At 55.0% G+C, this 13,567-nt stretch carries 15 protein-coding genes and 1 CRISPR repeat array; of the genes, 1 reads left to right on the forward strand and 14 read right to left on the reverse strand.

The genetic code is table 11. The annotated features are described in order from the left end of the window. Positions 1 to 82 precede the first annotated feature (82 nt). From ACH0VJ_RS09505 to cysD, 10 genes are all read right to left on the reverse strand, one after another. Entirely contained in the window at positions 83 to 709 is a 627-nt protein-coding gene (locus ACH0VJ_RS09505; RefSeq protein WP_000253545.1) for a protein-L-isoaspartate(D-aspartate) O-methyltransferase, read from the reverse strand. Beyond that, positions 703 to 1,464 carry a 5'/3'-nucleotidase SurE gene (gene surE, locus ACH0VJ_RS09510; RefSeq protein WP_001221538.1) on the reverse strand — a complete coding sequence of 254 codons (762 nt, stop codon included), beginning with the start codon at positions 1,462 to 1,464 and terminating at the stop codon, positions 703 to 705. Before surE ends, ACH0VJ_RS09505 begins: the two co-directional genes overlap by 7 nt. After that, positions 1,445 to 2,494, reverse strand: a complete 1,050-nt coding sequence (gene truD, locus ACH0VJ_RS09515) for a tRNA pseudouridine(13) synthase TruD (protein WP_000134250.1) — start codon at positions 2,492 to 2,494, stop codon at positions 1,445 to 1,447. Before truD ends, surE begins: the two co-directional genes overlap by 20 nt. Then, positions 2,491 to 2,970 (reverse strand): 2-C-methyl-D-erythritol 2,4-cyclodiphosphate synthase, encoded by a 480-nt coding sequence (gene ispF, locus ACH0VJ_RS09520; RefSeq protein WP_001219244.1) that lies wholly within the window; start codon positions 2,968 to 2,970, stop codon positions 2,491 to 2,493. Before ispF ends, truD begins: the two co-directional genes overlap by 4 nt. Beyond that, positions 2,970 to 3,680: a 2-C-methyl-D-erythritol 4-phosphate cytidylyltransferase gene (gene ispD / locus ACH0VJ_RS09525; RefSeq protein ID WP_000741649.1), complete on the reverse strand. Its 711-nt coding sequence runs from the start codon at positions 3,678 to 3,680 to the stop codon at positions 2,970 to 2,972. Before ispD ends, ispF begins: the two co-directional genes overlap by 1 nt. A gap of 18 nt (positions 3,681 to 3,698) precedes the next feature. Continuing rightward, a complete protein-coding gene (ftsB, locus tag ACH0VJ_RS09530) occupies positions 3,699 to 4,010 on the reverse strand; it encodes a cell division protein FtsB (protein WP_000517480.1) in 312 nt (103 codons plus the stop codon). A gap of 190 nt (positions 4,011 to 4,200) precedes the next feature. Next, on the reverse strand, positions 4,201 to 4,524 hold the full coding sequence (locus tag ACH0VJ_RS09535; RefSeq protein WP_023196115.1) for a DUF3561 family protein: 324 nt from the start codon (positions 4,522 to 4,524) through the stop codon (positions 4,201 to 4,203). A gap of 50 nt (positions 4,525 to 4,574) precedes the next feature. Continuing rightward, on the reverse strand, positions 4,575 to 5,180 hold the full coding sequence (cysC, locus tag ACH0VJ_RS09540) for an adenylyl-sulfate kinase (RefSeq protein WP_001173664.1): 606 nt from the start codon (positions 5,178 to 5,180) through the stop codon (positions 4,575 to 4,577). Continuing rightward, positions 5,167 to 6,606, reverse strand: a complete 1,440-nt coding sequence (gene cysN, locus ACH0VJ_RS09545) for a sulfate adenylyltransferase subunit CysN (protein ID WP_001092255.1) — start codon at positions 6,604 to 6,606, stop codon at positions 5,167 to 5,169. The genes cysC and cysN overlap by 14 nt, the downstream gene beginning before the upstream one ends. Before the next feature lie 9 nt (positions 6,607 to 6,615). After that, positions 6,616 to 7,524: a sulfate adenylyltransferase subunit CysD gene (gene cysD, locus ACH0VJ_RS09550; protein WP_000372384.1), complete on the reverse strand. Its 909-nt coding sequence runs from the start codon at positions 7,522 to 7,524 to the stop codon at positions 6,616 to 6,618. A gap of 250 nt (positions 7,525 to 7,774) precedes the next feature. Between cysD and ACH0VJ_RS09555 the strand changes: the two genes are divergently transcribed. Next, on the forward strand, positions 7,775 to 8,821 hold the full coding sequence (locus ACH0VJ_RS09555) for an aminopeptidase (RefSeq protein WP_000490481.1): 1,047 nt from the start codon (positions 7,775 to 7,777) through the stop codon (positions 8,819 to 8,821). Between the two features lie 14 nt (positions 8,822 to 8,835). Next, positions 8,836 to 10,878: direct repeats of the CRISPR family, unit length 29 nt; unit sequence CGGTTTATCCCCGCTGGCGCGGGGAACAC. A 96-nt stretch (positions 10,879 to 10,974) separates the two neighbouring features. On the opposite strand, the gene cas2e is transcribed toward ACH0VJ_RS09555, so the two are convergent. The 4 genes from cas2e to cas5e are packed head-to-tail and all read right to left on the reverse strand — an operon-like array spanning position 10,975 to position 13,563. Next, entirely contained in the window at positions 10,975 to 11,268 is a 294-nt protein-coding gene (gene cas2e / locus ACH0VJ_RS09560) for a type I-E CRISPR-associated endoribonuclease Cas2e (RefSeq protein WP_001518648.1), read from the reverse strand. After that, complete coding sequence (gene cas1e, locus ACH0VJ_RS09565) at positions 11,268 to 12,188, reverse strand: type I-E CRISPR-associated endonuclease Cas1e (RefSeq protein WP_000144830.1); 921 nt, start codon at positions 12,186 to 12,188, stop codon at positions 11,268 to 11,270. The genes cas2e and cas1e overlap by 1 nt, the downstream gene beginning before the upstream one ends. After that, complete coding sequence (cas6e, locus tag ACH0VJ_RS09570) at positions 12,185 to 12,835, reverse strand: type I-E CRISPR-associated protein Cas6/Cse3/CasE (protein WP_000281479.1); 651 nt, start codon at positions 12,833 to 12,835, stop codon at positions 12,185 to 12,187. The genes cas1e and cas6e overlap by 4 nt, the downstream gene beginning before the upstream one ends. Then, entirely contained in the window at positions 12,817 to 13,563 is a 747-nt protein-coding gene (cas5e, locus tag ACH0VJ_RS09575; RefSeq protein WP_000085112.1) for a type I-E CRISPR-associated protein Cas5/CasD, read from the reverse strand. The genes cas6e and cas5e overlap by 19 nt, the downstream gene beginning before the upstream one ends. Between the last annotated feature and the right edge of the window lie 4 nt (positions 13,564 to 13,567).

Here is a 13,567-nt window from a genome sequence, read left to right on the forward strand (position 1 = left end):
TAACCCACCGGGAATAACCAGGAAAACTCCAGGTATTCGTTTCGGCTTCATCAGGCGTAAGAGTGGGTGTTTGCAGGGCAAACTAGGCCAGCTCTCCCTTGACTAACGGGACGAAGCGAACGGCCTCCACGGTATCGATAATAAATTCGCCGCCCCGGCGACGCACGCGTTTCAAAAACTGCTGCTCATCGCCCACGGGCAGAACAAGAATGCCGCCTTCATCCAACTGTGCCATGAGCGCGGTAGGAATTTCCGGCGGCGCGGCCGTCACAATGATAGCGTCAAACGGCGCACGCGCCTGCCAGCCTTGCCAGCCATCGCCATGACGGGTAGAAACATTATGTAAATCGAGCTGCTTCAGGCGGCGACGCGCCTGCCATTGCAGCCCCTTAATCCGCTCAACGGAGCAAACGTGATGTACCAGATGCGCCAGAATCGCCGTCTGATAGCCGGAACCGGTGCCAATTTCCAGCACCCTGGATTGCGGCGTCAGTTCGAGCAGTTCCGTCATTCGCGCCACCATATAGGGCTGCGAAATCGTCTGACCCTGGCCTATCGGCAAAGCGATATTTTCCCAGGCCTTATGTTCAAACGCTTCATCAATAAATTTCTCGCGCGGCACTGCAGCAAGCGCATTAAGCACCTGCTCATCTCTGATGCCCTGCGCGCGCAATTGTTCAAGAAGAGCCTGTACACGTCCACTTACCATTGCGTGCCAACTCCCACGCTGTCTAACCAGTCTGAAACCACATCATGCGCGCTGTGCGCGGTTAAATCCACATGCAACGGCGTGACGGAGACGTAGCCTTCATCCACCGCCGCGAAATCGGTATCCGGCCCGGCATCGTATTTATCGCCCGGCGGGCCAATCCAGTACAATGTATTACCGCGCGGATCTTCCTGCGGGATTACTTTATCCGCTGGATGGCGGCTACCACAGCGAGTCACGCGAATGCCTTTAACCTGCGCTAACGGTAGATCCGGGACATTCACGTTGAGAATACGCCCGGTACGCAACGGCTCCCGGCTTAACCCTCGCAAAAGCGCGCAAGTCACGGCCGCAGCCGTATCATAATGCTGATAGCCGTTAAGGGAGACCGCTAATGCCGGAAAGCCGAGATGACGACCTTCCATCGCCGCGGCGACAGTACCGGAATAGATCACATCATCGCCCAGATTCGGACCCGCGTTAATACCGGAAACGACAATATCCGGACGCGGACGCATTAAGGCATTAACGCCCAGATAGACGCAATCGGTCGGCGTCCCCATCTGTACAGCGATATCGCCATTATCAAAGGTAAAAGTACGAAGCGAAGATTCCAGCGTGAGGGAATTAGACGCGCCGCTGCGGTTACGATCCGGGGCTACGACCTGTACATCAGCAAACTCACGCAGCGCTTTCGCCAGCGTTTGTATACCGGGCGCGTGAACCCCGTCATCGTTACTCAGCAATATGCGCATAATCACCCATTGTGTTGATCAGTTCCCTTACTACGCTGGTGGCAAAACTGCCTGCGGGCAGCCAGAAACGTAACTCGACGGTAACGTCATCCCACCAGTTCCAGCTTAATTGTTGCGGATAAAGCAGCATCGCTCTGCGCGACGCCTCTACTTTTTCGCGCAGCAACAGCGATTGCAACACCGTTTCCTGGGCAATGGCATCTTGCTCAAACGCCAGCGCCGCACGCTGTGTTCCCCACTCTCCGCTGCCCGGCAACGACGCTGTAATCATCAGCTCTTTTTCGTCTACCCGGCGCTGCAATTCAGGCAGTTCTTCAGATGTCGCGACGAACCAGCTTCCACGCCCCGCTAATTGTAGCGCATCGCCGTCAACAACTTGATTAAAGTCTGGTTTCTTCAGCCGCTGGTGAACAATTTGATTAAACAACGCGCTACGCGCCGCCGACAACCAAAAACTGCGTTTATTGCGATCGCGCACCGGCGCGTTACTTTGCGCCCAGCGCAGCGCGCCCTGCAAGTTGCTGCCGCCAATGCCGAATCGCTGTGCGCCGAAATAGTTCGGCACGCCGCCATCGCGAATCGCCTGCAATCGTGTTTCGACATCGCGGCGATCGCTTATTTCACGCAACACCAGCGTAAAGGCATTGCCTTTCAGCGCGCCTAAACGCAGCTTACGCTTGTGACGCGCGTATTCCAGCACTTTACAACCTTCCAGCTGAAAGGCGCTGAAATCGGGCATCTCTTTCCCCGGTACGCGCGCGCACAGCCACTGCTCGGTAACGGCGTATTTATCTTTTTGCCCTGCAAAGCTCACTTCGCGAGCGTGAATTTTCAGGAATTTCGCCAGCGCGTCAGCGACAAAACGGGTATTGCAACCGTTTTTCAAAATACGCAGCAAAATGTGCTCGCCTTCACCATCCGGCGTAAAACCTAAATCTTCAACTACCACAAAATCTTCCGGATTCGCTTTCAGCAATCCGCTACCTTGTGGTTTTCCGTGCAGCCAGGTGAGATTGTCAAACTCTGTCATTTCGCCGCCTTCATCAGCAACGCGACCGCTTCGCAGGCAATGCCTTCTCCGCGTCCGGTAAATCCGAGCTTTTCCGTCGTCGTCGCCTTCACGTTAACATCATCCATATGGCAGCCGAGATCTTCGGCGATAAAGACGCGCATTTGCGGAATATGCGGCAGCATTTTCGGCGCCTGCGCAATAATGGTGACATCCACGTTGCCGAGGGTGTATCCCTTGGCCTGAATACGACGCCAGGCTTCACGCAGTAGTTCGCGGCTATCCGCTCCCTTAAATGCCGGATCGGTATCCGGGAAGAGCTTGCCGATATCGCCAAGCGCCGCCGCGCCCAGCAGCGCATCGGTCAGCGCATGTAACGCCACATCGCCATCGGAATGCGCCAATAGCCCTTTTTCATAAGGGATACGCACGCCGCCAATAATAATCGGCCCTTCTCCGCCAAACGCGTGTACGTCAAAACCGTGTCCAATTCGCATTATGCTTTCTCCTGGTGGATGGTTCGGGTCAGATAAAATTCCGCCAGCGCCAGATCTTCCGGACGGGTGACCTTGATGTTATCCGCGCGACCTTCTACCAGCGCCGGATGAAAACCACAATACTCCAGCGCTGACGCCTCGTCGGTGATGGTCGCGCCTTCATTCAGCGCACGCGTCAGACAATCGTGCAAGAGTTCGCGGGGGAAAAACTGCGGCGTGAGCGCGTGCCATAAATCGGCGCGCTCTACGGTATGGGCAATAGCGTTTTTCCCCGGTTCGCCGCGTTTCATGGTGTCGCGCACCGGACTGGCGAGGATACCGCCGACCCGGCTGTTTTCGCTGATAGCCAGCAACCGCGCAAGGTCATCCTGATGCAAACAGGGTCTTGCCGCGTCGTGCACCAGCACCCACTGCGCCTTTGCAACGGCCTGCAACCCGGCCAAAACGGAATCAGCGCGTTCGTTGCCGCCATCCACAACGGTGATTTGCGGATGATTCGCCAGCGGAAGTTGGGCAAAGCGATGATCGCCAGGGCTGATAGCAATAACAACGCGTGTCACCCGAGGATGCGCCAGCAGCGCATGAACTGAGTGCTCCAGAATGGTTTTATTACCGATTGAGAGATACTGCTTAGGACATTCTGTTTGCATTCGGCGGCCAAATCCGGCCGCCGGCACCACGGCGCAAACGTCCAATAAAGTGGCTGCCATGTTAAATCCCTGGATGGTTTATCGATGAGTTTGCCCCGCCGTTGCCGCGCGTTTTGAGGCGTCAGGCACCAGACGATAGAAGGTTTCGCCCGGTTTGGTCATGCTAAGTTCGTTGCGCGCGCGCTCCTCTATCGCTTCCTGGCCGCCATTGAGATCGTCAATTTCGGCAAAAAGCTGATCGTTACGCGCTTTAAGTTTGGCGTTTGTCGCCTGCTGCGCGACCACATCATCGTTGACGCGGCTATAGTCATGTATGCCGTTCTTACCGAACCACAGCGAGTACTGTAGCCAGACCAGTAAAGCCAGCAACAGCAGCGTTAGTTTACCCATCCTGCCCCCTGAAAAACGGCATCATCATCCCATAACGTCCTCTGTGACTCCACATTCAGGACGGGATTGCCGCGACAACGCCGGCAAATGTACCACATTTGCCGGATGTTACGTATACCCGAGTAAGGAGAACATAATCTCATTGTTGGTTACGGTTTGAATTATGACCGGAGGCGCAGTGATAACCCGTCTACCCTAATAGCCATATAAATAACGCGCCGAACAGCGCGCCTACGACCAGTAGAGTAAACATAATGCTAAAAAGTATTTTGCCCTTTACCAGCAGATGCAACGCAATGCCGATAATCACCGATACCGGCATTAACGCGAGGAAAAAGGGCCAGGTATAGAGGAAAAAAAACAGCGTGTTAGGGCCATAAAGTAGAAAAGGGATCCCCAACGCCAGCAGCCATGACACAAAGCCGACCACCGCCCCCGGAAATGCACTGGTGGCGTCATCGTCGACCATGAAGGCGTCTGACCTTGTGAAAGTAATGTTATGGCTATTACGCATATTAAATCCTGTAACCTTGACCATACCAGGCATACAAGCCCGGTGGTGTCTCAGGATCTGATAATATCGCGCCGTCTCAGCAGGTCTAATAATTGGGAAACCAAATTTGTTACTAATTGTTCACCATTAAGATGAACCTGGGGCGAGTCAGGCGCTTCGTAAATGGCGTCGATACCGGTAAAGTTACGCAACTCACCCGAGCGCGCTTTTTTATACAACCCTTTAGGATCGCGCTGTTCACAGATAGCCAGCGGCGTATTGACATAAATCTCGATAAAACGATCGTGGCCGACGCGCTCTTTTACCAGTTGCCGCTCGGCGCGGTGCGGAGAAATAAATGCCGTCAAAACAATCAGGCCAGCGTCCGCCATCAGACTGGCCACTTCGCCTACCCGCCGAATATTTTCCTGGCGATCGGCATCGCTAAAGCCTAAATCACGGCACAAACCGTGGCGCACATTATCGCCATCCAACAGGTAGGTACTGACGCCACGCTGATGTAACGCCTCTTCCAGCGCGCCGGCCACCGTTGATTTTCCCGAACCGGAGAGTCCGGTAAACCACAGCACCACGCCACGGTGGCCGTGGAGCTGTTCACGAGCGGCGACAGTAACGGGATGAGAGTGCCAGACCACGTTCTCATCATGCAGCGCCATGTTTATCTCCCAGCAAATCGCGGGCGTCCCAGTGCGGAAAATGACGGCGTACCAGCGCATTCAGCTCCAGCTCAAACGCACTGTATTCCATGGGCGGCGTCGCTCCGCGTTCGTCCAGTTCCCGCACCATGCCAGCGCCCACGGTAACGTTAGAAAGTCGGTCGATAAAAATCAACCCGCCCGTCACCGGATTTTGCTGATAAATATCCAGCGCGAGCGGCTCATCGAATGTCATCTCCACCAGACCAATACCGTTTAACGGCAGACTTTCGACGTCTCGTTGGGTCAGATTGTTGATATCAATCTGATAGCGAATAGCCTCGATACGCGCGCGGGTTTTCTTACCCGCAAGTTTAACGTCGTAGCTTTGGCCCGGCGCCAGCGGCTGTTCCGCCATCCATACCACGTCGATCGCAGCGTGCCGCGCAGGTGCCAGCGTCTCGTTTGCCGCCAGCAGCAGATCGCCGCGGCTAATATCAATGTCGTCGTTGAGTACCAGGGTAATGGCTTCGCCCGCACAGGCTTCTTCTTTGTCGCCATCAAAAGTGACGATACGCGCCACGCTGGATTCCACGCCGGACGGCAGCACTTTAATGCGCTCTCCGACTTTGACGCTACCAGACGCCAGAGTGCCGGCATACCCCCGAAAATCAAGATTCGGGCGATTGACGTATTGTACCGGAAAGCGCATCGGCTGACGGTCTACCGCACGCTGTATGTCTACCGTTTCCAGGACTTCCAGCAGCGTCGGACCGCTGTACCAGCGCATATTCGCGCTCTGCGCGGCGACATTATCCCCTTCCAGCGCCGAAAGCGGGACAAAGCGAATGTCCAGATCGCCCGGCAACTGTTCAGCAAAGGTCAGGTAATCTTCACGAATACGGGCGAAGGTCTCTTCGCGGTAGTCAACGAGATCCATTTTGTTGATTGCCACCACCAGGTGTTTGATCCCCAACAGAGTGGAGATAAAGCTATGGCGACGCGTCTGATCCAGCACGCCTTTACGCGCGTCGATCAGTAGGATCGCCAGATCGCAGGTGGACGCCCCGGTCGCCATATTCCGGGTATATTGTTCATGGCCCGGCGTGTCGGCGATAATAAATTTTCGTTTTTCCGTGGAGAAATAGCGGTACGCGACGTCAATAGTAATGCCCTGCTCACGCTCGGCCTGCAGCCCATCTACCAGTAGCGCCAGATCGAGTTTTTCTCCCTGCGTGCCATGACGTTTACTGTCATTATGCAGAGAAGAGAGCTGATCTTCATAAATTTGCAGAGTATCGTGCAGCAAACGACCTATCAGCGTACTTTTACCGTCATCAACGCTGCCACAGGTTAAAAAACGCAGCAGGCTTTTGTGCTGTTGGGCAATCATCCAGGCTTCGACGCCGCCTTCATTGGCGATTTGTTGTGCAAGTATGGTGTTCATGGCGACTCCTTAGAAATACCCCTGACGTTTTTTAAGCTCCATTGACCCCGCCTGATCGCGGTCAATCATCCTCCCCTGGCGCTCGCTGGTGGTAGAAACCAGCATCTCTTCGATAATTTCCGGCAGCGTTTGCGCGTGGGATTCCACCGCCCCGGTGAGCGGCCAACAGCCAAGTGTACGGAAGCGCACCATCCTTTTTTTGATGACTTCGCCAGGCTGGAGATCGATACGATCGTCATCCACCATCATCAACATGCCGTCACGTTCCAGAACCGGGCGTTCAGCAGCCAAATACAGCGGCACGATGTCGATGTTTTCCAGCCAGATGTATTGCCAGATATCCTGCTCAGTCCAGTTGGAGAGCGGGAAGACGCGTATACTTTCGCCTTTATTAATCTGACCGTTATAGTTACGCCACAACTCTGGCCGCTGATTTTTCGGGTCCCAGCGATGGAAACGGTCACGAAAGGAGTAAATACGTTCTTTCGCGCGGGATTTTTCCTCATCGCGCCGTGCGCCGCCGAACGCGGCATCAAAACCGTACTTATTCAGCGCCTGCTTTAACCCTTCAGTTTTCATAATGTCAGTGTGTTTAGCGCTACCGTGAACGAACGGATTGATGCCCATCGCCACGCCTTCCGGATTTTTATGTACCAGCAATTCGCAGCCGTATGCGTTGGCGGTACGATCGCGAAAGGCGTACATCTCACGGAATTTCCAACCGGTATCAACGTGCAATAGCGGGAACGGTAACGTACCCGGATAAAACGCCTTACGCGCCAGATGCAGCATAACGCTGGAGTCTTTACCAATGGAGTACAGCATGACCGGGTTAGCGAATTCCGCTGCCACTTCACGGATAATGTGGATACTTTCCGCCTCCAGTTGCCGCAGGTGGGTGAGTCGTTTTTGATCCATAACCGTTCCTTTGCAATACCGTTTTTTGCTAAACATTTCGATTACACGACTATAGGGAGCGCGGGAGAGTGAATGAAATGACGAATTGGAATGAGTAGTTCCTCAAAGGAATAACGCGGCCCAAAAACCAATATCAAAAAATGCTTAACGTACCGGATTGCCAGCATTTAGGAGCAAATGAAATTGTATTAACACGATCGCGGTTTCATACTAGCCACGTAAAATTTTGTTCTGTATTTAAGGACTCATTATGTTTTCCGCAACGCGCCGCTTTGCCGTCATTCTGGCGCTCGGCGTAGGCTTTATCCTTCCTGCACAAGCAGCATCACCAGGGCCTGGTGAAATAGCGAATACTCAGGCACGACATATCGCCACCTTTTTTCCCGGGAGAATGACGGGCTCCCCCGCCGAGATGTTGTCTGCCGATTATTTACGCCAACAATTTACCCAGATGGGATACCAAAGCGATATTCGAACGTTTAATAGCCGATTTATTTATACCACGAAGGATAATCGCAAAAACTGGCATAACGTGACGGGCAGTACGGTCATCGCCGCCCATGAAGGGCGGGTGCCGCAACAGATCATCATTATGGCGCATCTGGATACCTACGCTCCGCAGAGCGACGCTGATGTCGATGCCAATCTGGGCGGTTTAACGTTACAGGGAATGGATGATAATGCCGCGGGATTAGGCGTTATGCTGGAACTGGCGGCGCGTCTGAAAGATATACCGACCCATTATGGGATTCGTTTTATCGCCACCAGCGGGGAAGAAGAGGGAAAGCTAGGCGCGGAAAATTTACTCAAACGAATGAGTGACGCTGAGAAGAAAAATACGCTGCTGGTGATTAATCTCGATAACCTGATTGTTGGCGACAAGCTCTATTTTAATAGCGGGAAAAATACGCCGGAAGCAGTGCGTACACTGACCCGCGATCGGGCATTAGCGATTGCGCGCCGTTATGGCATCGCCGCCAACACCAATCCGGGACGCAATCCATCCTACCCCAAAGGAACGGGTTGCTGTAATGATGCGGAGGTTTTCGATAAAGCGGGAATATCGGTGCTTTCTGTTGAGGCGACGAACTGGAATCTGGGTAAAAAAGACGGATACCAGCAACGCGTGAAAAATGCATCCTTCCCAAACGGCAATAGCTGGCACGACGTACGGCTTGATAATCAACAGCATATTGACAAGGCGCTGCCAGGGCGGATTGAGCGCCGTAGCCGCGATGTAGTGCGGATAATGCTGCCATTGGTAAAAGAGCTGGCGAAGGCGGAAAAAACGTCCTGATATGCTGGTGAAACGTGTTTATCCCCGCTGACGCGGGGAACATTTTTCAGCCCTTGCCGACTGCGGAACGCCCCTCGACTTATCCCCGCTGGCGCGGGGAACACCAGTACGACGATCTGCGCGAACAATATCAGCGCGGTTTATCCCCGCTGGCGCGGGGAACACATAAACAGCGCCCAGATGATCGCCCAGTTGCCCGGTTTATCCCCGCTGGCGCGGGGAACACACCTGCCCGACCCAATAAGGGGGCCCGCGTGACGGTTTATCCCCGCTGGCGCGGGGAACACGTCGTGCAGCCGCAGGATGTGCTGGAAGAACGCGGTTTATCCCCGCTGGCGCGGGGAACACGCGTTTGCCGGGCTGGAAGATGATCAGTACAACGGTTTATCCCCGCTGGCGCGGGGAACACTACGTAACGTTTAAGCGTGGAAAGGCGCGGATCGGTTTATCCCCGCTGGCGCGGGGAACACTTCGAAAATGACCCGCAGCGCCCGTTTTTTCGCGGTTTATCCCCGCTAGCGCGGGGAACACGAAGGGCCGGTTAATATGTGTTCCTACTCAGCCGGTTTATCCCCGCTAGCGCGGGGAACACATCTGTCAGCAATCCAAACATGATACAATTTTCGGTTTATCCCCGCTAGCGCGGGGAACACTACCGCCGGGTATGTACGACGATAAGGCGCGGCGGTTTATCCCCGCTAGCGCGGGGAACACGGGGGATCGGGGTGTGGGGGTAGGAATAGCGCCGGTTTATCCCCGCTAGCGCGGGGAACACGTCAGCGCCAGTAGTCTGCGCTGCATTCGTCGTCGGTTTATCCCCGCTAGCGCGGGGAACACGCGACCATCATTGTATCGTAAGCGCGGATTACCGGTTTATCCCCGCTAGCGCGGGGAACACTGGTCAGCAGCCAGCCCCGCGTTCGGGGCGTACGGTTTATCCCCGCTAGCGCGGGGAACACGTCAGTAATACTGTTGTCAGTATACGTATTGGCGGTTTATCCCCGCTAGCGCGGGGAACACCAACTGGTCTTTGTAGGCGGTGAGTTCATTTTCGGTTTATCCCCGCTAGCGCGGGGAACACATTTCCAGCGTTATGCGGCTGGCCCAGCGCGGCGGTTTATCCCCGCTAGCGCGGGGAACACCGGCACAGATGGAAGCTCGCAAACGTGAGTTACGGTTTATCCCCGCTGGCGCGGGGAACACGGTTTTGTGGCGAGAGAGGTGAGTGCAACATTCGGTTTATCCCCGCTGGCGCGGGGAACACGGTAAACGAGCCGCCAGGCTGAAAGAAGCCTACGGTTTATCCCCGCTGGCGCGGGGAACACATCAGTCACAATCTTTTGCGGCTCAACCTCAGCGGTTTATCCCCGCTGGCGCGGGGAACACCTCTTCAGGGGTGGATACGCTGTATTGTGTCTCGGTTTATCCCCGCTGGCGCGGGGAACACCTGTTCCAGTACGTCCACCAGCTCCGACGAAACGGTTTATCCCCGCTGGCGCGGGGAACACTTCACCCTCGTAGTAGTTGAGGCGGATATCAACGGTTTATCCCCGCTGGCGCGGGGAACACGATGGTCATTGTGCGTGATGATGTATTACGCCCGGTTTATCCCCGCTGGCGCGGGGAACACGGATGACAGCGTCACAATTACAGGGGAGACGCCGGTTTATCCCCGCTGGCGCGGGGAACACTATGGCGCAGCAATTCAAAGAGCAACACAAGGCGGTTTATCCCCGCTGGCGCGGGGAACACTTCGTCAGGGAGAAAATCGCGGGGTCCCGCCGCGGTTTATCCCCGCTGGCGCGGGGAACACCCAGTCTGTCTATGTCGTCACTAGTACGTGACCGGTTTATCCCCGCTGGCGCGGGGAACACTGATTTACCAATATATTGTTGTCTTTTCCAAGCGGTTTATCCCCGCTGGCGCGGGGAACACCCTGTCAATTACTGGCTCAAAAGGTGCATGTGCGGTTTATCCCCGCTGGCGCGGGGAACACCGTAAGCGCCAGCACGTGCACAATAGAGCCGCCGGTTTATCCCCGCTGGCGCGGGGAACACACTAAAACTATATATTTGTTCTAAAAGCCCTTTTTTACTACCTAACAAACTACCAACGGTAAAATAACAATTCCTTATTATTAAAGAACATTCAACTTATTGATTTTCAACAGGAAGAAAAGAAACTAATCTAAGTCCATCCAAATCTACCGGAATACGTCTGTTTTCACCCCAGGTCTGGAACTCAAAACCAGACTCAGTATTTGTTGCCCAGGCCATTACTACGTTTCCGACTCCGCCAAGCTGTGTGATCTGTTGCCAAATCATTTCCCGAATACGCTTCGAGGTATCGCCAACATAAACACCTGCACGAACCTCAAGTAACCAGACGGCAAGACGTCCCCGCAGGCGCGGCGGTACGTTTTCCGTGACCACAACCACCATACTCATCAACCATGCCCCCGATGGCCGCTATCACCCAATGATTCAGGTTCCGGTATTGCTGGCGGCAGCATATCCGGCGCAGGCTGAGGTGGTTCAATTTCACCGGCAGCGAGCACCTCTTCGATCAGCGGGATCAATTTTCCGGTCAGCTTCGAACTGCGAAAAATATCACGGCAGGCCAGGCGCACTTCTTTATCAGGTTCCGCCGGGTGACGAGCGGCGATCTCAAATGCCTTCGGCACGACAGATTCAAATTTGATGATATCGGCAATGTCATAAACAAAAGACAACGGTTTTCCGCTATGGATAAAACCGATAGCCGGCGCATATCCCGCCGCCAGGATAGCCGCTTCTGAAATCCCGTACAGGCACGATGTCGCCGCGCTAATACATCGGTTGACGACATCCCCCTTCTCCCAGTCTTTCGGATCATAGTTACGACCATGCCATTTCACGCCATACTGCTTCGCCAGTAATGCATAGGTCGCCCGCACACGGGATCCTTCAATACCGCGCAGTTGCTCAACGGAACGACGGGCGGGAGGCGGTTCACGAAAACGCAGTTCATACATTTTGCGGACTACTTTAAGCCGCAGGTCATCATCTAACGCCAGCTTTGCCTGATAAAGCAACTTATCGGCTCGTGCGCCGCCGGGTTGTCCGGAGGAATAGACCCGCACTCCCGCCTCGCCCACCCATACCAACAGGGTGCCGACCGTTGATGCCAAATGCACTGCCGCATGGGAAACCCGCGTTCCCGGTTCCAGCATGATACAAGCGACCGAACCGACGGGAATATGCGTGCGTATTCCTGTTTTATCGATCAGCACGAATGCCCCATCCAGCACGTCAATCTGACCGTACTGGAGGAAGATCATCGAGGTTCGATCTTTTAACGGGATCGGGTTGAGCGGTACGAACGTCACGCGTCGTCTCCGGGTTTGATCATCATCATTCCGCAGCCAAACGCCCGGCTTTTACCGTACCCCTGCGCCAGACGTCGCAGGAAAAGCACGGGATCGTTAAGCACCAGCACACCGGTATAGTCCACGCTGCTAAACTGAATCATCTGCCGATCTTTCCCGCGACGTATCTGCTGCTGCCGATAAGCATCAACGCTCGTTTCGCGCAGGGTGAAGCCATTTTGCTCCCCCTGGCGCGCCAACCATTCCAATGCCGCCTGCTGCTGATAAGACCAAATATCCTGGCTATCACCCTGCGTTTTACGCTGGCGTTTCGTCTCCATCAGCAAATCGTGACGCTTGCCGTTTTTGCAAACCGTCGGATTGGCGCGCAAGTTAAACCGCAGCGTCTGTCCCGCGCTCAGCATTGGCGCAAATGGGCGAGTCTGCACGTCAAAAATCGCGCTGGCGGCAGGCTGTTCCTGTGAGAGAACAAAAAAGCGAAACGCGCCCTGTAACTCTTCGCGGCGATAAAGAAACTGCCGTTCCTTGCCGCCGGGAAAGAGATCCCATAACCACTGGTGCATCACGTACTCGCCGCGCTCCACCAGATGCAAGAGCTGTGCCGGCGAAAGCTCGCTGGTGTGCAGCGTTATTCTTGAGAGATACACGCGTCCTCCTTGCGGAGCCACGGCCCCTGATTCACGCTACGTTCACCGAACAGCCATTGCTGGCGGCTCAACGGCATGTCGCGACGACGTAAAATTTTGCTCGCCGTTAAGCCATCGTGTTCACCTTCCCACCAGCATTCGTTCTGTAATCTGGGGAGAGGCAGTTTCAGCGCATTGAATTGATCCTGATACCAACGATATGCTTCACGCAGGACATCCGCCGCACTCCCTTCCAGCAGTTGCGGCGCAAGCGGCAACGCCAGAGGGTGACTTTTGCGCCCCAGATACAGCGGGAACACAGGATGTTGTAACGACGCCTGAAGCTGCGCCAACGTGTAAGGCGCGTCCGGCGTCGCGCTGACAGCGATCATCCACCAAGCGTCGGTGTAGTAGTCGCGTCGGGAAATCAGCGCGCTCAGTAATTCAGGATCCTGCAACTCTTCACGGCGGCTGAAGTAACGTGCCTTACGTACCTCTTTCGGCATCTGCACCGTGTGATAATCCCGCGCCCAGCGCGGGTTGCCACTGGCGCACAGCAAAAATTGGTAATGACGATTGAAGGCGTTTAGCCGTTCCTCCTCATCGCGGCGAATTCCCAGCGCCGCAGCTAATAACCCCAACAGCGCCGAGCGCGAGGGTAGCTCATGGCTGTGGCGCACTTCGCCTGGCGCATCCACGCCCCAGGAGGCCATCGGCCCGTGAAGCTGAAAAACCAGATATTGGCTCATAAGC

This window comes from Salmonella sp. 2020_1459 (genome assembly GCF_043847915.1).
In the GTDB taxonomy this organism is placed as follows: domain Bacteria; phylum Pseudomonadota; class Gammaproteobacteria; order Enterobacterales; family Enterobacteriaceae; genus Salmonella; species Salmonella enterica.